General features: G+C 73.0%; 22 protein-coding genes and 1 pseudogene. 15 read left to right on the forward strand and 8 right to left on the reverse strand.

The window, feature by feature from the left end; all coding sequences use genetic code 11:
* From KVS67_RS08535 to KVS67_RS08560, 6 genes are all read left to right on the forward strand, one after another.
* Positions 1-333, forward strand: a 333-nt coding sequence (locus tag KVS67_RS08535) for a crosslink repair DNA glycosylase YcaQ family protein (protein ID WP_217565250.1), incomplete at its 5' end; no start/stop codon positions are given.
* A 109-nt stretch (positions 334-442) separates the two neighbouring features.
* Positions 443-1660 carry a Fic family protein gene (locus tag KVS67_RS08540; protein ID WP_217565251.1) on the forward strand — a complete coding sequence of 406 codons (1218 nt, stop codon included), beginning with the start codon at positions 443-445 and terminating at the stop codon, positions 1658-1660.
* 421 nt (positions 1661-2081) lie between these two features.
* On the forward strand, positions 2082-2789 hold the full coding sequence (locus KVS67_RS08545; RefSeq protein WP_135019591.1) for a GntR family transcriptional regulator: 708 nt from the start codon (positions 2082-2084) through the stop codon (positions 2787-2789).
* Positions 2786-3148: a CidA/LrgA family protein gene (locus tag KVS67_RS08550; protein ID WP_002855541.1), complete on the forward strand. Its 363-nt coding sequence runs from the start codon at positions 2786-2788 to the stop codon at positions 3146-3148. The genes KVS67_RS08545 and KVS67_RS08550 overlap by 4 nt, the downstream gene beginning before the upstream one ends.
* The gene (locus KVS67_RS08555; RefSeq protein WP_135019590.1) at positions 3145-3879 is read left to right on the forward strand and encodes an LrgB family protein; all 735 of its coding nucleotides are present in this window, start codon (positions 3145-3147) and stop codon (positions 3877-3879) included. The genes KVS67_RS08550 and KVS67_RS08555 overlap by 4 nt, the downstream gene beginning before the upstream one ends.
* 177 nt (positions 3880-4056) lie before the next feature.
* The gene (locus tag KVS67_RS08560; RefSeq protein ID WP_135019589.1) at positions 4057-4809 is read left to right on the forward strand and encodes a metal-dependent hydrolase; all 753 of its coding nucleotides are present in this window, start codon (positions 4057-4059) and stop codon (positions 4807-4809) included.
* 12 nt (positions 4810-4821) lie between these two features.
* On the opposite strand, the gene KVS67_RS08565 is transcribed toward KVS67_RS08560, so the two are convergent.
* The 6 genes and pseudogenes from KVS67_RS08565 to KVS67_RS08590 all read right to left on the reverse strand — a co-directional run.
* Entirely contained in the window at positions 4822-6102 is a 1281-nt protein-coding gene (locus KVS67_RS08565) for a Wadjet anti-phage system protein JetD domain-containing protein (protein WP_217565252.1), read from the reverse strand.
* Between the two features lie 44 nt (positions 6103-6146).
* Positions 6147-9503, reverse strand: a complete 3357-nt coding sequence (locus KVS67_RS08570; protein ID WP_135019549.1) for an ATP-binding protein — start codon at positions 9501-9503, stop codon at positions 6147-6149.
* Positions 9500-10180, reverse strand: coding sequence for a DUF4194 domain-containing protein (locus tag KVS67_RS08575; RefSeq protein ID WP_010079828.1), 681 nt, complete (start codon positions 10178-10180; stop codon positions 9500-9502). Before KVS67_RS08575 ends, KVS67_RS08570 begins: the two co-directional genes overlap by 4 nt.
* Positions 10180-11643 carry a DUF3375 domain-containing protein gene (locus KVS67_RS08580; protein ID WP_135019550.1) on the reverse strand — a complete coding sequence of 488 codons (1464 nt, stop codon included), beginning with the start codon at positions 11641-11643 and terminating at the stop codon, positions 10180-10182. Before KVS67_RS08580 ends, KVS67_RS08575 begins: the two co-directional genes overlap by 1 nt.
* A gap of 49 nt (positions 11644-11692) precedes the next feature.
* Positions 11693-12229: a GNAT family N-acetyltransferase gene (locus tag KVS67_RS08585; RefSeq protein WP_135019551.1), complete on the reverse strand. Its 537-nt coding sequence runs from the start codon at positions 12227-12229 to the stop codon at positions 11693-11695.
* Positions 12230-12414: 185 nt separating this feature from the next.
* Positions 12415-12687, reverse strand: a pseudogene (locus KVS67_RS08590) (IS481 family transposase); the annotation flags it as partial.
* A 187-nt stretch (positions 12688-12874) separates the two neighbouring features.
* Here KVS67_RS08590 and KVS67_RS08595 point away from each other — a divergent pair.
* Positions 12875-13702 carry a MerR family transcriptional regulator gene (locus KVS67_RS08595; protein ID WP_135019552.1) on the forward strand — a complete coding sequence of 276 codons (828 nt, stop codon included), beginning with the start codon at positions 12875-12877 and terminating at the stop codon, positions 13700-13702.
* 141 nt (positions 13703-13843) lie between these two features.
* Here KVS67_RS08595 and KVS67_RS08600 read toward each other — a convergent pair whose 3' ends face one another.
* Complete coding sequence (locus tag KVS67_RS08600) at positions 13844-14404, reverse strand: hypothetical protein (protein ID WP_010079833.1); 561 nt, start codon at positions 14402-14404, stop codon at positions 13844-13846.
* Positions 14405-14528: 124 nt separating this feature from the next.
* On the opposite strand from KVS67_RS08600, the gene KVS67_RS08605 reads away from it, so the two are divergent.
* The 3 genes from KVS67_RS08605 to KVS67_RS08615 are packed head-to-tail and all read left to right on the forward strand — an operon-like array spanning position 14529 to position 16733.
* On the forward strand, positions 14529-15503 hold the full coding sequence (locus KVS67_RS08605) for an asparaginase (protein WP_135019553.1): 975 nt from the start codon (positions 14529-14531) through the stop codon (positions 15501-15503).
* A gap of 30 nt (positions 15504-15533) precedes the next feature.
* A complete protein-coding gene (locus KVS67_RS08610) occupies positions 15534-16421 on the forward strand; it encodes a polysaccharide deacetylase (protein WP_135019554.1) in 888 nt (295 codons plus the stop codon).
* Between the two features lie 30 nt (positions 16422-16451).
* Positions 16452-16733, forward strand: coding sequence for a hypothetical protein (locus tag KVS67_RS08615; protein WP_235186485.1), 282 nt, complete (start codon positions 16452-16454; stop codon positions 16731-16733).
* A gap of 133 nt (positions 16734-16866) precedes the next feature.
* Here KVS67_RS08615 and KVS67_RS08620 read toward each other — a convergent pair whose 3' ends face one another.
* Positions 16867-18369 (reverse strand): long-chain fatty acid--CoA ligase, encoded by a 1503-nt coding sequence (locus tag KVS67_RS08620; RefSeq protein WP_036382418.1) that lies wholly within the window; start codon positions 18367-18369, stop codon positions 16867-16869.
* Between the two features lie 265 nt (positions 18370-18634).
* Here KVS67_RS08620 and KVS67_RS08625 point away from each other — a divergent pair, with 265 nt between their 5' ends.
* The 5 genes from KVS67_RS08625 to KVS67_RS08645 all read left to right on the forward strand — a co-directional run bounded on the left by KVS67_RS08625 (position 18635) and on the right by KVS67_RS08645 (position 23595).
* Positions 18635-19696, forward strand: a complete 1062-nt coding sequence (locus tag KVS67_RS08625; protein ID WP_141844073.1) for a zinc-binding dehydrogenase — start codon at positions 18635-18637, stop codon at positions 19694-19696.
* An 89-nt stretch (positions 19697-19785) separates the two neighbouring features.
* Complete coding sequence (locus tag KVS67_RS08630; RefSeq protein WP_217565253.1) at positions 19786-20682, forward strand: MerR family transcriptional regulator; 897 nt, start codon at positions 19786-19788, stop codon at positions 20680-20682.
* 140 nt (positions 20683-20822) lie between these two features.
* Positions 20823-22367, forward strand: a complete 1545-nt coding sequence (locus KVS67_RS08635; RefSeq protein WP_217565254.1) for a sodium:alanine symporter family protein — start codon at positions 20823-20825, stop codon at positions 22365-22367.
* 98 nt (positions 22368-22465) lie between these two features.
* Entirely contained in the window at positions 22466-23056 is a 591-nt protein-coding gene (locus KVS67_RS08640) for a DinB family protein (RefSeq protein ID WP_010079843.1), read from the forward strand.
* Between the two features lie 11 nt (positions 23057-23067).
* Complete coding sequence (locus KVS67_RS08645; protein WP_036315583.1) at positions 23068-23595, forward strand: hypothetical protein; 528 nt, start codon at positions 23068-23070, stop codon at positions 23593-23595.
* Positions 23596-23764: the final 169 nt, after the last annotated feature.

Raw genomic sequence — 23764 nt, forward strand, 5'->3', positions numbered from 1 at the left:
CGGCCGGTACACCAGCTCACCCGCGAGGCCGGCGTCCTGGAGGCGCGTGGGAACGGCCGGGCGCAGCGGTACATGCTGACCGCGCGGTTCTACGAGCTGGCCGAAGACCGAGCCGCCTACCTGCGCCTGCGTCCGGTCGACCGAATCCAGCAGCGGCGGCTGATCGCTGACTACGTCCGCGAGTTCGGGTCCATTACCCGAAGCAAGGCCGCTGAACTGTGCCAGATCGCGCCCACGGCAGCGAGAGCGGTGCTCAAGAGCATGACGGAAGAAGGCCTCCTCGAATTGCGTGGGGAGCGGCGCGCAGCGCACTACGTGCTCCCGGGCTCGTAGCAGTGTGCCCGGCCGCGCGCGCCGAGGCGATCGCGCGGCTCAGCAGTGTCCGTGCACAATGATGGCTCTTACGCAACGATCGATCCATATCGTTGCGTAGGATGCCCGTATGGGTACGGATCGGACTACCAGTACGGCCATCGGCTCGGAGGAGCGCCCCTGGACCGCGGACCCCGACGACGCCGGCATCCTTACCCGGCGCGCTCGCGTGCGCGCCTCGGGCCCGTATCGAGCCGCGCTCCCGGCCCGCATCGCCCGACTCGGGCTCGACCTGCCCTCTGATCTGGCGACCGAGGTCGAGGAGGCGACGGCCGCCGTCGTGCGCTTCGATGCTGAGATCAGCCACGCCCTCCCGGGGCTCACGGGAGAGATCGCCCCGATCGACGCGGTGCTCCTGCGCACTGAGTCCGCGTCCTCCTCGCAGATCGAGCACATCACCGCGGGCGCGCGAGCCCTCGCCCTGGCGACTCTCGGCGAACGCACCCGCCCGAACGCAGCGCTCGTGGCGGCGAACGTGAGGGCCATGGGCGCTGCTTCCCGGCTGGCCGCCGACCTCGACGAGCCCGCCCTGCTGGCCGCCCATCGTGCCCTCATGGACGGCCAGGAGCATGCCCGGCCGGGCGCCTACCGCGATGCGCAGGGGTGGATCGGGGGCGGGGCGCCCACGCCGCACACGGCGCAGTTCGTCCCGCCCCACCCGGAGCGCCTGCGTGCCGGGATGGACGATCTCTTCGCCTATCTGCGACGCACGGACGTACCCGCCCTCGTGCAGGCCGCCATCGCGCACGCCCAGTTCGAGACCATCCACCCGTTCGCCGACGGCAACGGCCGCACCGGGCGCGTCCTCGTGCACGCCGTGTTGCACCGGGCCGGCGCGATCACCCGTATGGGGGTGCCCCTCTCCGCGGGACTCCTCACGGACACGGCCGGATACTTCGACGCCCTCACCGCCTACCGCGACGGCGACCCCGCGCCCATCGTGCGCCGCTTCGCGCAGGCCGCCCTGGCCGCCGTCGGCAACGGCCGAGAACTCGTCGCGGACCTGGACGAGGCCCTGACCGGCTGGCGCGAGCGGCTCACCGCCCGGCGGGACGCGGCGGTCTGGCGGGCGCTCGCGGTGATCATCGCGCAACCCGCCGTGACTGTGGACCATCTGGCTCAGGCGCTGGGTGTCTCGCGCCCGGCCGCCCAGCGGGCCGTGGACCAGCTCGTCGAGGCCGGTGCGCTGCAGCCGGTCTCCAGCCAGCGTCGGAACCGGGTGTGGCTGGCCACCGAGGTGCTCGCCTGTCTGGACGAGTTCGCCGCGCGTGCGGGCCGACGGGGTTGACGGGGGCGGACGACCGGGGCGACCAGCCTCAGTGTCGTGTGTAGTGTCCCGGCCATGGTCAGGCGAACACACGAGGTGAGGCCCGCGGGATGACTCGCGGTCCGTCAGCCACAGGATCACGTCCCCACGGGCATGCCCACGTTCCCCACCACCAGAGACACCGATCCGGCAGGGCCAGCTGAGGTCGTCCTCCCGGTGTGGGCGCAGCGTCAGGCGCGCGGTGCGCAACGGCCAGTCAGGGGCGGGGCCGCCCGCAACCGCGTACTCCCCGCGCACCCCTGACCGGCACAGGACTCGGCTGACAGCCGTCCCGCATGCCCGCTTCGACAGGCGCCGGCATCTTATGCCCCTCCCCACCCGGCCCCTTCCGAGTCCGACACAATGCATACATCCATGCATGCATCTGATTATTCTGGCCCGCATGACTCCACTCTCCGACCCCTTATGGGGCAGTCGTGCCACGGCTGCCGGCCGCCTGGCCCACGACGTCGCCTGGCGCATCGTCCGCGGTGAGATCGCCGCGGGGGAGATGCTCACCGAGGTCCAGCTCTCCACGGAGGCCGGCGTCTCCCGGACGCCGGCCCGGGAGGCCCTCCTCCAGCTCGAGCGCTGGGGCCTGGTGCGGCTCCTCCCCAAGAAGGGCGCGGCCGTGCAGGCCCTCACGCCGCAGAGCGTGGCCGACCTCACGGCCCTGCGCGGCCTCCTCGAGTCCACCGCCCTCGCCACGGTCGCCGCGCGGCCCGACGCCGTCGGGCCCCTCATCGCCACGCTCACCGCCAACCTGGAGCAGCAGCGCGCCGCCCTGGACGCCGGCGACCTCGCGGCGTTCTCCGCGCTGGACGTGCGGTTCCACCGGGACGTGATCGCCACGTGCGGCAACGCCGCCTTCGACGAGGTCGTGCGCACCTTCGCCCCCCGCCTGGCCCGCCTGATCCACGCCGCCACCGGCGGATCCGTCGACGTCGCCCGCCGCCTCCTCGATGGGCACGCCGAGATCTGCGCGCAGCTGGCCGCCGGGCGCGCCGCAGACGCCCAGCGCGCCCTGCAGGCGCACCTCGACGCCGCGGGGAGCGGCGTCGTCCCCGGCCTGCCCCCCGTGGGCCCGTCCGAGGCAGGTGAACCCCGATGATCGAGGGTCTGCTGATCCTGCTGCTCTGCCAGCTGGCGGGCACGCTCGTGGCCGACACGCTGCACCTGCCGATCCCCGGGGCCGTGCTGGGCATGCTCCTGCTGCTCGGCCTGCTCGCGTGGCGCCGGCCGGCCGAGGACGCGCCGGTGATGACGGCGAGCCATCACCTGCTCCAGCACCTGCCGCTGCTGTTCGTCCCGGCGGGCGTCGGCGTCGTCGCGGTGCTGGGCCTCATCGGGGAACACCGGGCGCTGATGCTGGTCGGCTTCGTGGTGCCCTGGCTGCTGGGGCTGGTGGTCACCGCCGGCGTCGCCGCCCCGCTCGCCCGCCGCCTCACGGACAAGGAGGACGCACAGTGAACGCCGCCGAACTCACCGATTCCCTCGCGGAGGCCTGGGACGCGCTCCTGCACACACCGCTGTTCGGCATCGCGCTGACCCTCGCCGTCGCCGTGCTCTCCCGCCGTCTGTGGCTCGCCGCCCGGCAGACCGCCCTGCTCACGCCCGTGCTCGTGACGATCGTGCTGGTGGCCGCGTTCCTGGCCCTGACCGGCATCGACTACGAGACCTACATGATCGGCGGCAGCTACCTCACCTTCCTGCTCGGCCCCGCCACCGTGGCCCTCGCCGTCCCCCTGTACCGGGCCGGCCCTGACATCCGGAAGCTGCTGCTGCCGGTCGCCGTCGGGGTCACCGTCGGCTCGCTGACCGCCATGGTGAGCGCCGTGCTGATCGTGCGGATGATGGGCGGGGACGCCGCGCTGGCCGCCACGTTCGCCCCCAAGTCCGCGACGACGCCGATCGCCATGGCGGTGGCCGACGCCGGTGGCGGGATCGTCTCCCTCGCCGCCGTGCTCCCCGTGCTCACCGGCGTGCTCGGCGCCGTGCTCGCCCCCTGGGTGCTCGACCTGCTGCGCGTGCGCGACCCCCGCGTGCGCGGCCTGGCCATCGGCGTGAGCTCCCACGGCATCGGCACCGCCCGTGCCCTCGCCGAGGGGCCGAAGACCGGTGCGTTCTCCGCCCTCGCCATGGCCTGCTCCGGCGTGCTCACCGCCCTGCTGGCCCCGCTGGTGCTGGCGATGACGGGGTGAGGGGCCGGGTGGCCGCCCCCGGCCGGGCAGCCGCCTCGACCCGCTCCAGCCGCGGCGGCGTCCTTACCGTGTCCGCCCCGCCTGCCACCCTGGTCCTCTTCCTTCCCCGCGGGCCGTCCGCCGGCCCTCGCAGGCGCAGTGACGCGGCCCGGTCCTGCGAACGAGAGGACCCCACCCATGATGGGCCCGTCCCACGCGGCCACCGGCGCCGCGGCCTGGCTGGCGCTCACGCACTGGCAGTCGCCGATCGCCGTGCTGCACCTGCCCGCCGAACTCCAGCTGCTCGGCGCCGCGACCACCGCCGGCGCGGCCATGATCAGCGACTGGGACCACCCCCGCGCCACCGTCGTCCACGCCCTGCCGCCCGTGACCGAGCTGATGGCGCGCGGCATCCGCCACGTGGCCGGCGGGCATCGACGCGGCACACACTCGCTGGTGGGGATCGCGGCGTTCACCGCCGTCGCGACGGCGGCCGCCTCCATCCAGGTGCCGGTCGCGGGGCACGTCTACACGCCGGGGCAGGGGGTCATCGCCGCGTTCCTGGCGGCCGTGGCCGCCAAGGCCCTCCGACTGCTCCCGAACCGGGGATGGAGGGCCGCGTGGGCACTCGGCATCCTGGTCGCGGTGTCGGCGACCGTCCTCAGCGACGGGCTGTGGTGGATCCCCGCCTCCGTGGCCGTCGGCGTGAGCGTGCACATCCTCGGCGACGCCCTCACCAACAACGGGGTGGCCCTGCTCTGGCCGCTCAGCCCGGAGCCCCCCGCGCGCCTGTGGTGGTGGCAGTCCTCCGGACGGTTCCGGCTCCCGCTGCTCGGCCGAACCGGGTCCTGGCGGGAGTGGGTGCTCGTCTCGGTGGTCACCGCGTTCACCGTGGTGCGGGCCGTGCGGCTCGTCCCGCTCGCCGCTCGCGGGGTGGCGGCACTGTTCTGAGCGGCGGCCCCGTCATGACGCGATCCGCCGACCGTCCGCGTCCTCGCCACCGGCGGCACGATCGCCCGCGTCGCAGAAGACGAAGTGCGCGTCCAGCGCCGAGAGCGCGTGGTCCCACCCGACCCGCTCCTGCTCGAGCCGCACGTCGCCCTCGGCACGCAGCCGCTCCAGCGCGCGCGCCTCGTCCGAGGTCAGCGTGGCCAGCGCGCCACGGAAGGGCGTGGGATCCGGGACGCACAGGTCGCGGAACGCCTCGAGGGTCCGGACGTCCATGAGCACGCTGCGCAGCTGCGGCAGGCGGGTGCGGTACCGGTGGAGGATCGCGAAGCCGTGGGAGTCCAGGTCGCCCCAGTAGTGCAGCTCCGCGCCCCGCAGCCACGGCAGCACTGTTGCCGCGGTGTCGAAGCCCCGGCCCCACACGGCGACGGCGCCCGGGGCGTCCGGCAGACACAGCAGCGTCTCGCTGTTCTCCACCACGAGCACGCGCGCGGGCGCGATCGGCCACGCGGCGGCCTGCTCCAGCGGGACCTCCAGATCACGCAGTCCCTCCGGGCGCAGGGCCGGATCGAGGATGCGGACGCGCACCGTCGGGTGGGCGTCGACGATCCCGAGACCGCCCTCCTGTGGCGCGTGCAGCGCTTCCAGCAGGGTGCGGTGCGCCCCGAACCACTTCGAGTCGACCCCGCGGATCGGCAGCTGACGCGGCCGCAGGCCCTGCACGGGCGTGGTCCGCAGCCACTCCAGCACCGCGACCACGCGCAGGAAGTCCGGCTCGCTCAGGTCGGTGAGGCGCTGCGCGTGGCGCCGCAGTGCCGCGGCGAGTGTCAGCTCGCGGGGGTCGGCGGCGGCCTCGTCGTCGTCGTCCTGTGTCTGCGGGGCTGACCCCGCCCCACCCGCAGCCGACGGGCCCGACCCGCCCCACGCCTCGGCCAGCCGCCGCATCGCTGCGACGCGCTCCGCGAAGACCCGCTGCTCCCGCGCCTCGCGCCCGCCGACCCACGCCACGAGCGCGTCCGGGGTGACCGCGTGGACGCGTACGGGCACCTGTTGCCGCCCGACGCTGCGCCAGCTGCGCTCGGCCCACTCCACCCGGATGCCCGCGGGCAGGGTGGCGGCCCGCCAGCCCCGTGCCCAGGACTGCGCGGCCTGCGGGTCGGCGAGGACGACCTGCTCCGTGGGCGGCTTGAGCGGCAGCGACCACGCGGGGGTGGGCACCTCGCCGAGGGTCCACCCGCGATGCGACCGGGCCAGGGCCCGACGCGCCAGCTCGCGCGCCGCCTCCGGAGCCACCATCGGCCAGGCCCCCGTCCCATCCCGGCCCCGTCCCGTCGCCCCGCTCACTTCTCCTCGTCCTCCCACATCACCTCGGCGATCTGGGTGAGCCGCCGCGTCGGGTTCTCCACCGTGGTGATGCCGCCGACGTAGGGGGCGATGGTCTGCAGGAGCTTCTGAGGGGTGGCGAGCACCATCTGGAAGCCGAACTCCACGAACACGTCCATGGCCATGCGCGTGTAGCGGGCGTCGGCCTTGTCGAACGCCTCATCCAAGATCACCGTCCCGTACCGCGGGCGCGGGTCCTCGGGGGCGGCCAGCTGGTAGCGCAGAGCCGCGGCGAGGCAGAAGACCACGAGCTTCTGCTGCTGCCCGCCGGACATCGCGGCGCCCGAGTCGTACGTGGCGTGGACGGCGCCGGCGTCGTCGACCTCCTGCGCGAGGAAGGTGACGTGCTCGCGCGTGTCCAGGCACTGCTGCCGCCACACCCGGTCCACGTGGTCCGAGGAGGCGAGGCGGTCCATGATCCCGGCCAGCGCGGTGTAGCGCCGCTCGGCATCGTCGAGGGAGTCGTCGGCCCACGCGTTCTCCGCCACGGCGGAGAGGTCGCGGAGGAACTGCTGCGCCGCCTCGGGACGACGCACGCGCACACGCAGGTGCAGGAACCGCCCCTCGTCGAAGGGGGAGCGCCGCAGCGCCGAGTTGATGGGGTCCACGCGGTCCTCGATCTCCCCGGGCGCGGTGCTGATGGCCCGGTGGAGCTCGCCGAAGAGCACGGAGGAGCGCTCGTGCAGGATCTGGTGGAACCGGTCCTCGTGCTCGGGCAGCCCCTGCCCCACGATGCGCTCGAGGATCGCCAGGTACGTGCCGCGGTCCTCGACGCCGGGCGAGGCGTCCGCGGCCGCCACCGCCCACTGGCGGGAGAACTGCGTGGTGAGCACGGTGCAGCGCTCCCCCGCCTGCGCACCCGCGGAACGCGCGCGTTCGGCCAGCGCGCTCACGTCCCGGCGCACGAGGTCGGCGCTCTCCGTCAGGGCGGAACGCGTGGCGGAGCGGCGCACGGCCCGGAAGCGGGCGTCGAGCTCGGCGGTGAGCTCCGCTGGGAGCGGCTCGCGGCCGGTGCTCTCCGCCTCGAGCTCTCGCGCCTCCTGGGTGAGCTCGGCTCGGCGGCGCTCGGCCTGGGCGGCGGCCAGTCGGGCCTCGTCAGCGGCCTGGCGGGCGGTCCGGAGGTCCTGCTGGGCGGCCTCGTCCCTGCGACGGGCGGCCTGCAGATCGCCGCTGGCGGCGCTGAGCTCATCCGCCTGCGCCCGGAGGTCCGCGATCCGGCGCTCCAGTGCCGCGTGGTCCACGTCCGTCCACGGGGTCTCGAGCACGCTGCGCAGAGTGGCGCGGCGCCGGCGCTCCGCATCGGCCCGCTCCTGGGCCCGCTGGACCTCGCCCTCGACGACGGCGAACGCCGCCTGGCGCGCGGCGCGCTCCTCGACCAGCACCTCCAGCTTCGCCGCCGGATCGCCGAGGACCCAACGGGAGCGGTCATCCACGCGGAACCGGTCGTCCTTCTCGTACCGCGTGGCGGAGAGCTTCACCTGGCCGGCCGCCGTCACGGCCCGCTCGTGCCGCGCGAGCTCGGCGGCCGTACTGACACACGCCAGGTCGAACCGCTCGGAGAGGCGGGCCTGGAGCCAGTCGTGGAACACGCCCTGCTTCACCGTCACCTTGTGCACGAGGGAGTCCTGACTGCTCGCGGGCCGGATGGCGGCCCGCGTCGGCCTGACCTCCTCGAACCGCAGTCGCACGCCCAGGTGGCGCCGGTCGATCCAGGTCCGGGCCGCCGAGAGCAGCCGCGTGGGGATCAGCAGGGTCAGCGAGAGCGGGGCGAGCACGCGCTCGATCGCGCCGGTCCACTCCTGATGGCGCGCGTCGACGTCGAGCAGCTCGGCCACGAAGGGCACCGCGTCCGTCCGCACGCCCAGGTGCTCCGCCAGGTCCTCCCGGACCGACGCCAGGTGCCGGGGCACGGTGCTGCCGCGGCGGCGCAGGGCCGTGATGTCCGCCTCGAGCTCGCGCACCGCCTCCCGCAGGCGGCTGAGCTCGGTCAGCTGGGCGTGGCTCGGCCCCGGGTGCTCGGGCGGCGCCTCCAGGTCCGCGGCGATGGCCGCCTGGAGCTCGCCGAACTCGACGGCGGTACTCGGCTCCGCGTCCACGTCCGCCGCGCGGAGGCGGTTCGCCAGGACGGCGCGCCGAGCCAGACGCTCCCGGTGCTGCTCCCGTGCCGCGTCGATCTGCCGTCCGAGCTCCCCGACGCGGTCCCCGCCCACGCTGGCGAGCGCGATCAGGGCGTGCTGGCGCCGCTGCTCCGCGCGCTCCTGCTCGGCGTCGGCCTCGGTGCGCGCCGCGTGAAGGCCCGCGAGCGAGGCCTGCACCTCCTCGAGCGCCCGCCGGATCTCCGCCAGGAACCTGGCCTGGTGGTAGGGGTGGATGGCGGCCTCGAGGCGGCGCAGCCTGGACTCCTCGGCGACGGCGGCCTCGTACTCCTGTGCGGCCGTGCGCACCTCGAGCAGGTGGTCCCGCTGCCGGCGCAGGTCCACGACGCGCTCGTACGCGGTGCGCAGCGCGCCGAACTCCTCGACCGCGCGGTCCGCCATGGCGAACGTCGGCGGCCGCTCCAGCATGTGGTTGCGGAACAGCTGGTCCAGCGAGTCCAGCCCCTTGGCGGACTGGGTCCGGTGCAGCAGGTGCAGCGCGGCGTCGTCGCGGATGCCGAACACCGAGCGCAGGCGCGCGTAGAACGGGCCGTGACCGCCGTTCGTGGTGACGACGGCCTGCGGCCAGCGTGCCTGCACACGGCGGGTCCTGATGCCGTCGTCGATCAGCGTCTGCAGTTCGGCCAGGTCCACGGCAGAGCGCTCGAGCAGGCACAGGTCCTTCATGTCGGCCCGGGACATCGCGGTGCCGCGCAGGAAGAACTGTCGGCACAGCGAGACGACGCCGCCCGCGCCGTCGCGATACGTGAGGACGACGCCGGCCCACGTGGCCCCGGGGCGCAGGTACGCGGAGACCACGCGGTCCTCGTCCTCGTCCTGCCGGCGGGTCCACGCGCCGCGCACGTAGGAGACCAGGCCGCGCGTGGCCGTCCGCTCCGCCCCGCCCTGCGCGGCCTGGTTGAAGCGCAGCCACTTGTCCGGGGTGAGGACGGCGGCGATCGCGTCCAGGATCGAGGACTTGCCCGAGCCCGAGGGCCCCGTGATCAGGTGCCCGCGGCGCGAGACGGGGAAGCGGTGGATGCGACCGTCCATGGTGCCCCAGTTGGCGATCTGGACCTCCTCGAGGCGCCACTGGCGGATGTCCGCTGTGTCGCGGCCGGGGAACTCGATGCCGAGGTCGAACGTGTCCTGCTCCTGCGCGGGATGAGGTGCGGTCATCGGTCGTCCTCCTGGGTCGTGACATCCGCGTCGTCGTCGTTCTGCCCCGCCGCGATCTCGCGGTACAGCTCGGTGAACGCCCGGGCCTCCTCCGGGCCGATCATCACCTTGAGCACCGGCGAGACCTCGGCGCGGTCGTCCTCCAGCTGCTGGAGGACGGAGAAGCTGTTGAGCATCTTGGTCCACGAGCTGTTCAGTCGGCGCGCCCACCCGGAGTCGTCACCCTGCTGGTACACGGCCAGCTGCTCGAAGACCTCGTCCCGGCCCACGATCACGCGGCGTTCGCCGGCCGCCGTCAGCAGGTGCTGGCGCAGGACCAGGAGCATCGCGGTGTCCAGGAACGTCATGGACTTGGAGCGCAGGGCGGCCGGCACCGCGATCTCGTCCGTCGCGACCCTGCGTGTGAACGCGAACTCGTCATGCTGGTCGATCACCACGTCGAGGAACAGGTCGTGCAGCCGCGAGCGGATGGCGGCCTCGTCGGCGATCAGGGCCTGCCACAGCTGGGGGCGACGGCGGCCGGAGAGGTACGGACCCTGGAGGAGTTCGAGCAGTGCGCGTCGTGACTGCTCTCCGAGCGTGCCGAGATCGCCCTCCCACAGCGTGGGCGCGGCGCCGGCGGTATGCGCAGCGTCCGTGGCGGGCGGAGTCGCCGCGTCGTCGGAATCCGGGGTCATCAGGGGAGCCTTTCGGTGAAGCGGTGGCGGATCACGTGCGCGGAGTGCATCCCGGCGGCGGCGGGCCAGCGGAGGAGGTCGACGGCGTCGGGGTCCACTTGGCCGTGCTGCGCGGCGAGGGAGAGGAGTCCGACGACGCTCGCCACCCCCTGCGTGGCGGGGTGCAGCTCGAGGACGTCGGCGACCGTGGCCGAGGCCGGCGCGCCGTCCTTCCCCTCGAGGGTGCGGTTCACGTTCTCGCGCAGTTCCGTGAAGTCGATCTCCGTCTCACGGGCGAGCGCACGCAGGGCGGCCATGTCCACCGTGGCCACGGCGGCGTCCTCGAGGGCAGGACCGACGTCGAACTCGCGGGGATCGTGCAGGGAGATCTCCCCGACGGAGCGCAGGGACATGCCGGTGAGGTCCAGGTCCCGCCCCGTCTGCCGGTAGGGACGCGTGGCCGGGGCGGCGTCGGCGGCGGCCCTGAGCGCCTCCCGGAGGGCCACGTGCAGACGGCGGTCCCGGTGGTACTCCTGGGAGAGGACGTAGCGGCGCAGGCCGCGGGCGAACTCCGTGAGCGTGTCCTGCACGGCGGACGAGCCGTCCTGCAGGGTGCGTGCGAGGCCACGCACCGCACGCCGCGTGGCGGGCGGCAGATCCGCGGCGAAGTCGCGCTCGAGGACGGCCCGGATGTCGGCCTGGAACGCCGCGGACATCGCGGGGTCCCGCACCATGCGGGAGAACGCGGCGAAGGTCTGGCCCTCGTCCGAGGACTCGATGAGGTCCACGCCGCGGAACACGTTCTCCAGGACGTCGCCGGGAAGCCCCTCGTCCGTGAGGATGCGACGCCGCAGCTCCTGATTGAGCTCCCCGAACCGTGCCCGGACCCGGGCGAAGTCCACGGGGAGGTCGGCCGCCTGGGTGAGCACGTCGTCGAGCCGCTCCACCGCGCGTCGCTCATCCAGCACGGTGTCCTCACCGGAGGCGATGCGCTCGATGCGCTCCGCCAGGGCCTGCTGCTCAGCCCGCAGGGCGGCCAGCCGGCGGGAGGTGTCCGGGTCGGTCTCGAGGGCCAGCTGATGGAGCGCGGTGAGGAGGGAGACGAGGCGGGACTCGGTGACGCTCGCGCGCGGTGCGAGGAGCTGCTCGACGACGCGGAGCCCCTGCCGCGCGGCCGGCGTCAGCTCGTAGACCTCCTCGCGGGCCTCGTCCGCGATGCGCCGCTCGAGCAGTCCCGCCTGCCGCCAGTCCTCGCAGTACGCCTTGGCTGTCCGCCCCGAGAGGTCCAGGTGGTCCCGCAGGGTGTCGAGCTCGGCGTCGAGGGCGTCATGCAGCTCGTGCGTGGGCAGGCTCGCGTTCGGGGCGCCCAGATGGGTGGCGAGGACGCCGGCCACGAGGGGCAGGGAGTCCATGCGCAGCATGCGCAGGGCGACGTCGTCCTGCACGAGGCGGTGGACCCGGAGCGCCTGGGCGAGAGAGGACATGGGACCAGTGTTCCAGGTGGGTGTCAGTCCAGGTCGTTCGCCGGCAGCCTCACTCCCACGGCACGGGCGTCGTCGTGCCGTTCTCCCAGTCCTGGCGGAGCATCGCATAGGCCACGGAGGCCACCGGCTCCCCACCCTCCACGGGCCAGCCCCGCCGGTAGTGGGCCTCCTTGACCCAGCCGGCCCGCTGGAAGGTGCGGAGCATCGGCGAGTTGTCCACGCGGGTCTGGCCCTCGAACCGGTCGACGTCCGGCATCGTCTCGAACACGTGACGGGTCAGCGCGGTGAGGATCTCGACGCCGAGGCCTCGGCCGCGGAACCGCTCGGCCACGCGCAGGTCGAAGAGGGGAGTGGGGTCGGTGAGGTCCTCGAGGCGCACGACGCCGACGCGACCGTGCACGTCGTGCTCGATCCAGAAGGTGCGGTTGTCCTCGTCGCCCCAGCCGCCGTCGTCGATGGCCGCGTCGACCTGCTCCCGGCTGGGGTGCGGGCGCATGTGGAACGGCCACGCGTTCCCGGTGAGGAGGGCGATGAGCGCCTCGCGGTCCGGGCCGGCGGGGTCCAGCAGGGTGAGGGTGGTGGTCATCACTGCATCGTAGAGGAGAGCACCCGGGACGGGGGCCAGGCGAGGGTGCCGGGGGACGTGCTGGGGGAGGGGCGCATCGCACGCCGCCACCGGTGCCGCAGCCTGGTTGGCCCTCACGGGCGGGTTCTCGCCGGCGGACGCCGGCAGGGGACGCACTCGTTGATCGGGATCGCCGCGTTCACGGCGGCGGGGCGCTCGTCCTCCAACGCTTCGGTGTAGGCCAGCCGGGTGTGCCCATCGATCGCCGAGTGCAGGGAGGTGTACCCCACCTTCGCGCCGGGTCCATGCTTGGCGGCCCGTACGGCCCGTGCGGCCTCGGTGCCCCGCCCGTGGGCGCGCGGGCCGCCCCCGTCGGGGATCTTGCCGATCTTCTTCACGTCCAGGTGCACCATGTGTCCCGGGGCCCGGGCGGTGATCTTCTGCGGTGGCTGGCGCAGGTCTTCCCCGGTGGGGGTCAGGGGTGCGTGAGCGTGGGTCACGAGCGGGCTCTGTTCTCCGTGGATGTGGTAGTTGAGGAACTTCCATCCCGCGGGACGGGGCCCGCTCGTCTCATCTCAGGCCGCTGGTCATGCCAAGAACCTCATGACCCACAACATCTAGACCCGGCCTTGACCCTTCCACCGTGTCACCCCACACGCTGTTGCCATGGTCACGCACACGGACCTCATGACGATCGGCGAGTTCAGCTCGCTCTCCCGCCTCTCCGTGCGGATGCTCCGCCACTACGACGCCCACGGCGTCCTGGTGCCGGAGCACGTCGACGCGCACAGCGGGTACCGCCGCTACGCCCCCGCCCAGCTGCGGGACGCCGCGGACATCCGGAACCTGCGCGACGTCGGCCTCGGCGTCTCGGCCATCACCGCCCTCCTCGCCGCCCGCGGCACCTCGACCTGGACCGATGCGCTCGCCCTGCAGCGGTGCACCCTGGTCGAGGAGCTGCACGCGGCCCGGGAACGGCTTTCCCTCATCGACCACATGCTCACCCCAGGAGAGATCCCCATGACCATCCAGCTGAACCGCACCGCCGTCCCTGCCATGACCGTCGTCGCCCTGCGCGGCACCGTCCCGTCTTACTCCGACGAGGGCCGCCTGTGGGAGAGGCTCATGCCCGCCCTGCAGCAGCAAGGCATCAGGCCCGTCGGCCCGTGCGGCGTCATCGAGCACGACGACGAGTACCGCGAGGCCGACGTCGACCTGTCCGTCTATTGCCCCGTGGCGCCGGGGACTCGGGCGGAGGGCCCGCTTGTAGTGCTCCAGCTTCCCGAGCGCGACTGCCTGGTGGCGCATGTCATCGGCCCGTACACGCAGATCTCGCAGGCACACGACCTGATCGTCCAGCGCATGGAGGCCGAGGGGCTGGCTGCCCGGCAGGACGGGTCCTTGGCCTCCAAGGTATTCAACCGCTATCTCGTGACGCCGGACCAGGCCGCGCCTGAGGATCTCGTGACGGAGGTGTGCAGGCCGCTGGCGTGAGGCCCTGGTGACATGCACCAAGGGCCGCGGGGGGAGACCCCGCGGCCCGTCGATTTGCAACCTGCGAGGGCTCGCAGTCTCTGACGAGCTGGCCCTTTACATGAGCCGGTAAAAATGGGGTGGGGCGCGTCAGGTCACGGCCTACGGCGCGCTGGACTCCCACCTGATCCGCTCGGCTGAGGTCTTGCCCTCAATCCCGTACACTTCAACCGTGTATGAGTCGCCGTCAATAGCTCTGAATGAGAACTCCCAATGGTCAAGTCTCTCAGCCTCTGACCGCAACTTCAGGTCTTTCCGACGATCTGTGGCATATCGGCGGAGAACGGCAGCTTCAGCTCGTCTCCGCGCCGAAAGGCGGTCGTCCAGGGGTGGGTTTTCTCTCCGCAGTTGCTTTAATAACCAGGCAACACTCGGGACCATTTTTGTGACGCCGAGAGCTACGGAGAGAGTGACCGGCCCGTCCGCACCGATGCCGCCTGCTCCCTTGCGGTATTGCTCTTCTATGCCGGTGTACCACTGCTGGTCATCCCGCAGGTGTTCAGTGAGTTCCTCCAGGGCCCCGAGCGACCAGCCCTCCCCCGGGGTGCAGATCAGGATCTCGTCTTCCGGGGTCTGACCCAGATGCCCCAGGTAGATTTGATAATCGAGGAAGGTGTTTGCGAAGTCGTGAACGGATGTCTCGAAGCTCTCTGACATGCCCATGACCGCAGGGTAGGTGTCGGTGTCTGACTTGTCCAGCGTCGTTGCGCAGGGTGGAGACCCCCATCCGTTGACCCACCTCTCCCGCCCTTGTCACGCTGGCACGCATGAGCCCAGGAGCCTCCCGATGACCCGCGTCCACGTCCTCGCCACCGGCGGCACCATCGCCTCGCGCTCCGGCGAGGGCTCCGGCGCCACGGCCGCACACGCCGCGGAGGCCCTCCTCGCGGGCATGGACGCGACCGCCGACGTCGAGATCACCGGCGAGGACGTGATGACCGTCGGCAGCTACCGGCTCGGACTGCCGGAGCTGGCCACGATCGCCCGCACCGCACGTGAGCGCGCGGCGGACCCCGGCATCGACGGCGTCGTGGTCACGCACGGCACGGACACCATGGAGGAGACCGCGTTCCTCGCGGACCTGCTGAACGGGACGGACACCCCCGTGGTGTTCACGGGCGCCCAGCGCGCCGCCGACCACCCGGACACCGACGGCCCCCGCAACCTGCGCCAGGCCGTCCTCGCCGCCGCCCAACCGGACGCCCGCGGGCTCGGCGTCCTCATCGCCTTCGACGGCGCGCTGCTGTCCGCACGGGGCACCCGCAAGGGGCACACGATGGCCAGCCAGCCGTTCACCGGCGGCACGCTCGTGGGCACGACGCACGGGGACGGGTTCCACCTGCACGCCCGCCCGCATCGCCCCGGCACCCTCGATCTCCCGGACTCCGGACTGGACGGCGTGCGCGTGAACCTCGTGACCGCCCACCCCGGCGCCGACCCCGCCGCGCTGACCTGGGCGGCGGACCGGGGCGCCGACGTCGTGGTGCTGGCCGGCACCGGCCTGGGCAACGCGGGCCCCGGGCACGCCGAGGCGGTGGCGGAGCTGGCGGACCGCGGCGTGCCGGTGGTGCTCGCCACCCGCACGCTCGCCGGGCCGGTCCTGGGCGTCTACGGCGACGGCGGCGGAGCGGACATCCTCGCGGCCGGCGCCGTGCCCGCCGGGGAGCTGACCCCCTTCCAGGCCCGGATCCTGGCGGCCGCCGTCGCCGCCTCCCACCCCGACCCCCCAGAGTTCAGGGCGCAGTTCGAACGGCTGCGCTGACCCCACCCACGATTCCGAGGAGGAACCCCCATGGCGAAGAAGATCTACGTGAGCGTCGGCATCGATGTGGACGCGGTCGGCGGCTGGCTCGGCTCGTACGGCGGCGAGGACTCCCCGGGTGACATCTCCCGCGGTCTGTTCGCCGGCGAGGTGGGCGTACCGCGTCTGCTGCAGCTCTTCCAGCGGCGCGAGCTGCCGGTCTCCTGGTTCTGGCCGGGGCACTCGATCGAGACGTTCCCGGAGCAGTTCGACGCCGTCGTCGCCGCCGGTCACGAGATCGGCGTGCACGGGTACTCGCACGAGAACCCCATTGCCATGACCCGGCAGCAGGAGACCGAGATCCTGGACTACTGCACGGACCTGATCGAGCGCCGCTCGGGCACCGAGCCCGTGGGCTACGTGGCGCCGTGGTGGGAGTTCTCCACGGTGACCAACGAGATCCTGCTGGACCGCGGCTTCCTCTACGACCACTCGCTCATGCACGACGACCACACCCCGTACTACGTGCGTGTGGGGGACAGCTGGACGAAGATCGACTACGAGGCCGCGTCCGCGCACGCGTGGATGAAGCCGCTCGTCCGGGGCGAGGAGACCGACCTGATCGAGATCCCGGCGTCCTGGTACCTGGACGACCTGCCTCCCATGATGTTCATCAAGTCCAGCCCCAACAGCCACGGCTTCGTCTCCCCGCGGGACATCGAGCAGCTGTGGAAGGACCAGTTCGACTGGGTGCACCGCGAGATGGACTACGCCGTCTTCCCGATCACGATCCACCCGGACGTGTCCGGACGCCCCCAGAACCTGCTCATGCTGGAGCGGCTGTTCGACCACATCCAGGGGCACGACGGCGTGGAGTTCGCGTTCATGAAGGACGTGGCCGCGGACTTCGCCCGCCGGTTCCCGCGCGAGCGCGGCTGAGCGCGGATGTGCGGGGCGTGCGGGCGCGGGGTGGCGTCTCCGACGACGGCGCTCCTCAACGAGCACGGCCTCAAACGGCGGGCCCTGGCGCGGCTGCGCGGCGAGCTCGCCCCGGGGTGTCGACTCACGCTCGAGGGGGACGCCTGGACGCTGATCCGCCGCTCGGGACGCGGTGAGCACCACGCCGACGTCGAGGGGTTGATCGCCAGCCTCGAGGGTGGCGCCGCGGGGGACTGGGCCGGGGCCGAGCCGCCACGGGAGGTTGTCGCGGCTGTGACGGCGGGGGTGGTGGCCCGAGGTCGACCGACCTGACGGCCGCGACACGACCTGGGGTCTGCCGTCAGATCATGTCGCGATCGACAGGTCATCCCGAATCCATCGCCGCCCCCCTCACGCCTCCGCCAGCACCTCGGCCCACACGCGGGCCCGGGCGGTCATCCCGAGATCACTCCGCCGGCGTCAATTCCCGCTTGAGGATCTTGCCCGTGGCGGTCTTGGGCAGCCCGTCCCGCACGTTCACGGTGCGCGGGTACTTGTAGGGGGCCACCTGGGACTTCACGTGCTGGATCAGCTCCTCCTCCGTGGCGTGCGCGCCGGGGGCGAGCACCACGTGCGCGGCGACCTCCTGGCCGAGCTCCGGGTGGGGCACCCCCACCACGGCGGCCTCCGCGACGGCCGGGTGCTCGTAGAGCACCTCCTCGATCTCGCGCGGGTACACGTTGAGCCCGCCGCGCAGGATCATGTCCTTCGTGCGGTCCACGATGTAGTAGTTGCCCGCGGCGTCGCGCCGGGCGAGGTCGCCGGAGCGGAACCAGCCGTCCTCGGTGATGGCCTGGGCGGTGGCCTCCGGCTTGCCCCAGTAGCCCTTCATCACGTTCTCGCCGCGGATCCACACCTCGCCCAGGGTCTCCTCGTCGCCCTCGGGCACGACGGCCCCGTCCGGCGTCACCAGCTGCAGTTCGCACCCGCGGACGGCGCGTCCGATCGAGCCCGGCTGATGCTTCTCACCCGGATGGTTGAAGCACGCCACCGGGGAGGTCTCGGACAGGCCGTAGCCCTCGAGGATCTCGCACTTGAAGGTGGCTTCGAAGCGGCGCAGCAGCTCCACGGGCAGGGCGGATCCGCCGGAGACGCCCAGGCGCAGGCTGGCCAGGTCCTCCGGACGGTCCTTGGCCGCGGCCAGCACCGCCCCGTACATGGTGGGCACGCCGATGAACACGTCCACCGCGCACTCCCGGACGGTCTGCACGGCCACGGCGGGATCGAAGCGGGGGATCAACGCCAGGCTGGCGCCCGTCGTCACGGACGCCATGAGCGCGCACGTGAGGCCGAAGACGTGGAACAGCGGCAGGCAGCCGAGCACGGTCTCCCCGTGCTGGAGCTGGATCAGCGTCTCCGCCGCGGTGTCCGCGTTGGTGCCCATGTTCCGGTGGGTCAGCTGGGCCCCCTTGGGGCGGCCGGTGGTGCCGGAGGTGTAGAGGATGACGGCGTCGTCCTCGAGGTCCCGCTCGACGGTCTCGGTCACCGGGCCGGGGCTCTCCGCGAGGTGCGGGGCGAGGCCGTCCTCGCCGAGGGTGCGCAGCGGCACACCGCGCTCGCGGGCGCCCTCCACGGCTTCCTCGGACGGCACGGACCACAGCATCGACGTGCCCGAGTCCTCCAGGTAGTACTCGATCTCGCGGCGCTTGAACAGCGGGTTCATCGGGACGACGACGGCGCCCAGCTGCAGGGCCGCGAAGAACACCACCGGGAACGCCGGGATGTTCGGCACCATGAGCGCCACGCGGTCCCCGGGGCCGATGCCCTCCTGCCGCATGAGCCCGGCCAGGCGCTGGGACTGGTCCTGGAGCTCCGCATACGTCATGCGGTTCTCGCCGAGGATCAGGGCGGTGGAGTGCGGATGCTCGGCGGCGGTGCGCTCGAGGCGGGCGGACAGGGTGGGGGTCACGACGGGCCTCCGAGGGGAGTCGGATGTGATGGGAACCACAGTGTAACGCCCGGCGGCGCTCGTTCGCTGTGAGCCGAGCGGGGTGTGTCGGCCGACCTCACGCCAGCGACATCACCGCGGTTCTGCCCGGCGGTGATGTCGCTGGCGCGCGGTCATCCACCGGCCCCGCCTGCGACGTCGATGTGTCGTCTCCACGGCCCAGGGGCGCAAGACTGGTCCCCGCACACCGCCGCCCGGACCGCCGGGCCAGACCGGAGGACAGACCATGACCGCACAGACCCCCGCCACCCCTGCCATCCCCGCGACGATGAAGGCGGTCGTCATGCGTGCGCCGGGCGACGTCGTCGTGGAGGAGGTGGACACTCCGCGCGTCGCCCAGCCCACGGACGTGGTCCTGAAGCTGGCCGCCGCGTGCGTGTGCGGCTCGGACCTGTGGCCCTACCGCGGCCACAACGACGTCGACAACCGGCGCATGGGCCACGAGTACGTCGGCACGATCGTGGAGAAGGGCGAGGACGTCGCCACCCTCGAGGTCGGCGACTTCGTGATCGGCTCCTTCATGCTCTCGGACAACACGTGCGAGATCTGCCAGGCCGGCTACCAGTCCCGCTGCGTCAACGCCGGCGAGTACACGGGCAGTCAGGCGCAGTACATGCGCGTCGAGCTCGCCGACGGCTCCCTCGTGAAGGTGCCCGGGGGCGAGCCCTCGGACCCGGACCGCCTGGCCGACTACCTCGCCGCCTCGGATGTGCTCGGCACCGGCTGGTACGCCGCCGTCGCCGCGCAGGCCGGCCCCGGCAAGACCATCGCCGTGGTCGGCGACGGCGCCGTCGGCCTGTGTGCCGTCCTGGCCGCCAAGACCCTCGGCGCGGAGCAGGTCATCGTGTTCTCCCGCCATGAGGATCGGGCCGCGCTCGCCCGGGAGTTCGGTGCCGACGTCGTGATCGCCGAGCGCGGCGAGGAGGGTGCCGCCCAGGTGCGCGAGCTCACCGGCGGCTACGGCGCGCACGGGGTGTGCGAGGCCGTCGGCACGCAGGGCTCCATGGACCAAGCTCTGGCCTCGGTGCGCCCCGGCGGGTACGTCGGGTTCGTGGGCGTCTCCCACGACCAGACCCTCGACGGCTCCGACCTCTTCGGCCGGCAGATCCACCTCGAGGGCGGCCCCGCCCCCGTCCGCCGTTTCCTGCCCGAGCTGATCGAGCGCATCCAGTCCGGGGAGATCCAGCCCGGCCGCGTGTTCACCGCGCGCATGCCGCTCGACGACGCCGCCGAGGCGTATCGGGCCATGGACGAGCGCCGCGAGATCAAGGTGCTGCTGGAGGTCTGAGGCCGTCGGTCTCGAGCAGGCTGGGCGACGCTTGACCCTCCCCTTGGGGGAACGCCCACGCTGGGATCACCTGAGAGAAAGGCCGCCCCATGAGCCCCCTGATGACCGTCGGCGAGTTCGCCCTCGCCACCGGACTGAGCGTGAAGGCGCTGCGCTTCTACGACGAGCGTGGCCTCCTCGCTCCCGCCGACGTCGACGCCCACTCCGGCTACCGCCGCTACGAGCCCGGCCAGATCCGGACGGCCGCGCAGATCCGCGTCCTGCGGGCGGCCGGCCTCACGGTCGACGACGTCCGGTCCGTCCTCGCGGACCCCGCCTCCCTGTCGGCGCGGCTCGAGGCGCACGCGGCCGAGCTGCGACGCCGCCGCGACCTCGAGGACCGCGCGCTCGCGCTCGCGGCCGCCGGTGTCTACGCGGCCCCGGATCCCGACGACGACGGCGGCCCCGCCCGTCCCGGCCCCGTGGCGGAACGCACGGTCGGGCCGACGCCGTGGGCCGGCGTCGTGCAGCGGGTGGCCCTGGACGAGGCCGGTGAGGAGTCGACCACCGAGCGCGCGAACGCCGCCTTCGCGACGCTGTTCCAGGCACTCGCGGAGGCGGGGTCGGCACCCGCCGGGCCGCTGTGGACGGCGCTGCGTCCGGTGCCGGGCGCCGCCGACGTCGTGGAGACCGTCCTGGCCGTCCCGCTGAGCGGCCCGGCTCCCGCGGGCCTCAGGGTCGACGGGCACGAGGTGGTGACCGGGACGCTGCCACGCCGCGTGGAGCGGTACGTGGACGTGCGCGCCGATGCGGGCGAGGTCGACCTCCTCGACGACGTCCCCGGCGGCGCGCTGCCCCATCCGGACCTGCTGGGACTGATGGACGCGTTCGACGTGGAGGACGCCGGCGTCGCGCCGGAGTTCCGCCAGATCCTCGCGGACCCGGAGGCCGGGCACGTCGAGGTGGTGGCGACGGTGCGGGAGGTGGCGGGAGCGGGGCAGGGGTGAGCCGGTGCGGGGACGGCACGGCGTGTCTGGCCGGCCGACCCTGTCGGTCCCGCGCAGACCCCCGGGGGGGCTCAGGGGTGCGCGGGGTGGCCCGAATGTGATGGAGTGCACGGATCCTGTCCGCGACCTGGGAAGTGACCATGGAGCAGTTCGTCACCGCCGCCAACTCGATCATGTGGAGCCTGCCCATGGTCGTCGGGCTCCTCGCCCTGGGCCTGTACTTCACGATCCGCATGGCGGCTCCCCAGGTGCGGCTGCTCAAGGACATGGTGGGTCAGCTGGCCAGGGGAGGATCGTCGTCGGCGGGGATCAGCTCGTTCCAGTCGTTCGCCATGGCCCTGGGCGGGCGCATCGGCGTCGGCAACATCGCGGGCGTCGCGGCCGCGATCTACCTGGGCGGCCCGGGCGCGCTGTTCTGGATGTGGGTGACGGCGATCCTCGGCGCCCCCGTGGCGCTCGTGGAGAGCTCGCTCGCACAGCTCTACAAGCACAAGGTCCGCGGCGAGTACCGCGGCGGGCCCGCGTACTACATCCTTGAGGGGCTCGGCCGGAACTGGCGGTGGCTGGCGGTCGCCTACGCCGCGGCCACCGTGTTCGCCACGGTCTTCACCGGCCCGCAGATCCAGGCCAACGCCGTCACCGCCGCCACGACCGAGGCGTGGGGCTGGGATCCGCTGTGGGTGGGTCTCGGGATGGCCGTGCTGTTCTGCGTGATCGTGTTCGGCGGCATGCACCGCCTGGGCCGCACGGTGGGCCTCGTGGTCCCGTTCATGGCCGGCGCGTACATCCTGGTGGGGCTGCTCGTCGTCGGACTCATGTGGCAGCAGGTCCCCGCGATGTTCGGGCTGATCTTCTCCAGCGCGCTGGGCCTGGACTCGGTCTACGGCGGCATCCTCGGCGCCGCCGTCGCGTGGGGCGTGCGCCGTGCCGTGTACTCCACCGAGATCGGCACCGGTTCGGGCGCCCAGGCCTCGGCGGCCGCCCACGTCTCCCACCCCGTGAAGCAGGGCCTGGCCCAGGCGTTCTCCGCCTACGTGGACACCCTGTTCGTCTGCACCATGACCGGCCTGATGATCCTCGCCACGAACAGCTTCAACGTGCTGGGCCCGGACGAGGAGAGCCTCCTCGCGGAGCACGTGCCCGGCGTCGAGGAGGGCCCGGCATGGGTCCAGATCGCCATCGACGAGGCACTGCCCGCCTTCGGACCGTCCTTCGTGGCGATCGCCGTCTTCCTGTTCTCCTTCACCACCCTGCTCTCCTTCGCGTTCTACGCGGAGACGAACGTCGCCTACCTCATCCCCAACAAGACGGCGCAGCGCGCGGTCATCGCGATCGCCCGGCTGCTGCTGGCCGGCTCCATGGTGTTCGGGTCCGTGCAGGCCTCCGCGTTCGTGTGGTCCCTCGCGGACTTCGGCGTCGGCCTCTACACGTGGGTGAACATCGTGGCGCTCATCCTGCTGAGCCCCGTGGCCATCCGGCTGCTCAAGGACTACGACCGTCAGCGCCGAGCCGGCCAGGAACCCGTGCTGGATCCGCACGCGATCGGCGTCCGCAACGCCCGCCTGTGGGAACAGATCCACGCGGCGTACCAGCAGACCGGCGACCTCGACCGCGCCATGGAGCACGTCGCCGACACCGCCCCGGACACCCGGGCCATCACCGTGGTCCCGCGCCGGGAGGGCTGAGGACCGACGACGGCGGCCCGGGGCGCCGGACGTCCGCGACGACGTCGGGCCACGGGCCAGGGCCGTCCGCGCGGCCTGAATCCCGGCAGGCTCACCCCATGGACCACAAGGAGATCCTCCATCAGGGGCTGCGCCGGCAGCGCGACGCCCTCTTCGCGAAGCTGGACGGCCTGCCCGAGCGGGAGGTCCGCCTGCCCCGCACCCCCACCGGCACCAACCTGCTGGGCCTGCTCAAGCACGCGGCCACGTGCGAGCTCGAGTACTTCGGCGAGGTCTTCGGCCGCCCCGCCGGCATCCCCCTGCCCTGGGACGCGCCGGGGGTGGGCGAGGAGGACGGCGCGGACCTGTTCGCCGCCGAGGACGAGACCCTCGAGGACGTCCTCGACTACGCGCGGCGATGCTTCGCGCACGCGGACGCGACCATCGAGGCCCTCGTCCTCGACGCGCGGGGGCGGGTCCCCTGGTGGCCCGCGCACCTGGCCGAGGTGACTCTGGCGCAGATCCTCTCCCACGTGGCCCTCGACGCGGCCCGCCATGCCGGCCACGCCGACATCCTGCGCGAGGGGATCGACGGGCAGGCCGGCCTGCGCGGCCCCGGGGACAACCTGCCCGGCTGGGACGCCGAGCGGTGGGCCGCGCACGTGCGGCGGCTCGAGGGGATCGCCCGGGGTGCGGGCCCGGTGCGCTAGCGTCCGCGGTGATGACTCCCCGCTCGCTCGCCGGTCTGGCCCTCACCGTCGCCGCCCTGATGTCCGCCTTCGTGCTGATGGCGCCGACGGCGCCGGGGCTGTTCGTCGGCGTGCTCACGGTGGGGACCTTCGGGTTCGGCCCGTTCTACGGGGAGCCCTCGCGGCAGCTCGTGGACCGGCCGTGGAGGCGGGACACGCGCTGGCGCGATCTCGCCCGCCGGGTCCGCACCGACTGGCTCTCCCGGCAGCTGGGCGCCGTCGGCTGGAACGCGGCCATCAGCCGCCGCATCACCGGCCGGGCCGACCTGCGGCGCATCCGCACCGCCGCCGTGGGCTCCCTCGTCAGCCACGCCGCCTCCGCGGGTCTGCACGCGGTGGCGGGCGTGGCGCTGGCGGCCGTCGGGCATCCGGTCTGGGGCGTGGTCGCGGTGGCCCTGGGGCTCGTGGTGCACGCCTGGCCGGCCCTGCTGCAGGTCTCCGTGCTCGGGCGCATCGACGGACTCCAGACGCAGATCCGCGGGGACCAGCTGCTCTGGTGACCGGCCGGCACCGGGCGGCCCGGCCGAGCACTTTGTGGGCCGAATCCGACGGATGAGCCCCTGAATCGGGCACGGGAGCGTCGCATTCGGCCCGCAAAGCGGTGGGGAGGGGGCAGCGGGGAGAGGGCGGCGAGGAGAGGGCGGCGGGGAGAGGGCGGCACCGCGCGCT

Origin of the sequence: Micrococcus sp. GbtcB5 (assembly GCF_019091605.1) — a bacterium.
GTDB lineage: Bacteria > Actinomycetota > Actinomycetes > Actinomycetales > Micrococcaceae > Micrococcus > Micrococcus luteus.

Bases quoted from the DNA above. Each gene is read 5' to 3' on its own strand.
- KVS67_RS08645 (WP_036315583.1), top strand. From the start codon at position 23,068: ATGACTCCCCGCTCGCTCGCCGGTCTGGCCCTCACCGTCGCCGCCCTG.
- KVS67_RS08605 (WP_135019553.1), top strand. From the start codon at position 14,529: ATGACCCGCGTCCACGTCCTCGCCACCGGCGGCACCATCGCCTCGCGC.
- KVS67_RS08565 (WP_217565252.1), bottom strand. From the start codon at position 6,102: ATGGTGGCTCCGGAGGCGGCGCGCGAGCTGGCGCGTCGGGCCCTGGCC.
- KVS67_RS08625 (WP_141844073.1), top strand. From the start codon at position 18,635: ATGACCGCACAGACCCCCGCCACCCCTGCCATCCCCGCGACGATGAAG.
- KVS67_RS08580 (WP_135019550.1), bottom strand. From the start codon at position 11,643: ATGTCCTCTCTCGCCCAGGCGCTCCGGGTCCACCGCCTCGTGCAGGAC.
- KVS67_RS08570 (WP_135019549.1), bottom strand. From the start codon at position 9,503: ATGACCGCACCTCATCCCGCGCAGGAGCAGGACACGTTCGACCTCGGC.
- KVS67_RS08640 (WP_010079843.1), top strand. From the start codon at position 22,466: ATGGACCACAAGGAGATCCTCCATCAGGGGCTGCGCCGGCAGCGCGAC.
- KVS67_RS08560 (WP_135019589.1), top strand. From the start codon at position 4,057: ATGATGGGCCCGTCCCACGCGGCCACCGGCGCCGCGGCCTGGCTGGCG.
- KVS67_RS08630 (WP_217565253.1), top strand. From the start codon at position 19,786: ATGAGCCCCCTGATGACCGTCGGCGAGTTCGCCCTCGCCACCGGACTG.
- KVS67_RS08540 (WP_217565251.1), top strand. From the start codon at position 443: ATGGGTACGGATCGGACTACCAGTACGGCCATCGGCTCGGAGGAGCGC.
- KVS67_RS08610 (WP_135019554.1), top strand. From the start codon at position 15,534: ATGGCGAAGAAGATCTACGTGAGCGTCGGCATCGATGTGGACGCGGTC.
- KVS67_RS08585 (WP_135019551.1), bottom strand. From the start codon at position 12,229: ATGACCACCACCCTCACCCTGCTGGACCCCGCCGGCCCGGACCGCGAG.
- KVS67_RS08595 (WP_135019552.1), top strand. From the start codon at position 12,875: ATGGTCACGCACACGGACCTCATGACGATCGGCGAGTTCAGCTCGCTC.
- KVS67_RS08550 (WP_002855541.1), top strand. From the start codon at position 2,786: ATGATCGAGGGTCTGCTGATCCTGCTGCTCTGCCAGCTGGCGGGCACG.
- KVS67_RS08600 (WP_010079833.1), bottom strand. From the start codon at position 14,404: ATGGGCATGTCAGAGAGCTTCGAGACATCCGTTCACGACTTCGCAAAC.
- KVS67_RS08545 (WP_135019591.1), top strand. From the start codon at position 2,082: ATGACTCCACTCTCCGACCCCTTATGGGGCAGTCGTGCCACGGCTGCC.
- KVS67_RS08575 (WP_010079828.1), bottom strand. From the start codon at position 10,180: ATGACCCCGGATTCCGACGACGCGGCGACTCCGCCCGCCACGGACGCT.
- KVS67_RS08635 (WP_217565254.1), top strand. From the start codon at position 20,823: ATGGAGCAGTTCGTCACCGCCGCCAACTCGATCATGTGGAGCCTGCCC.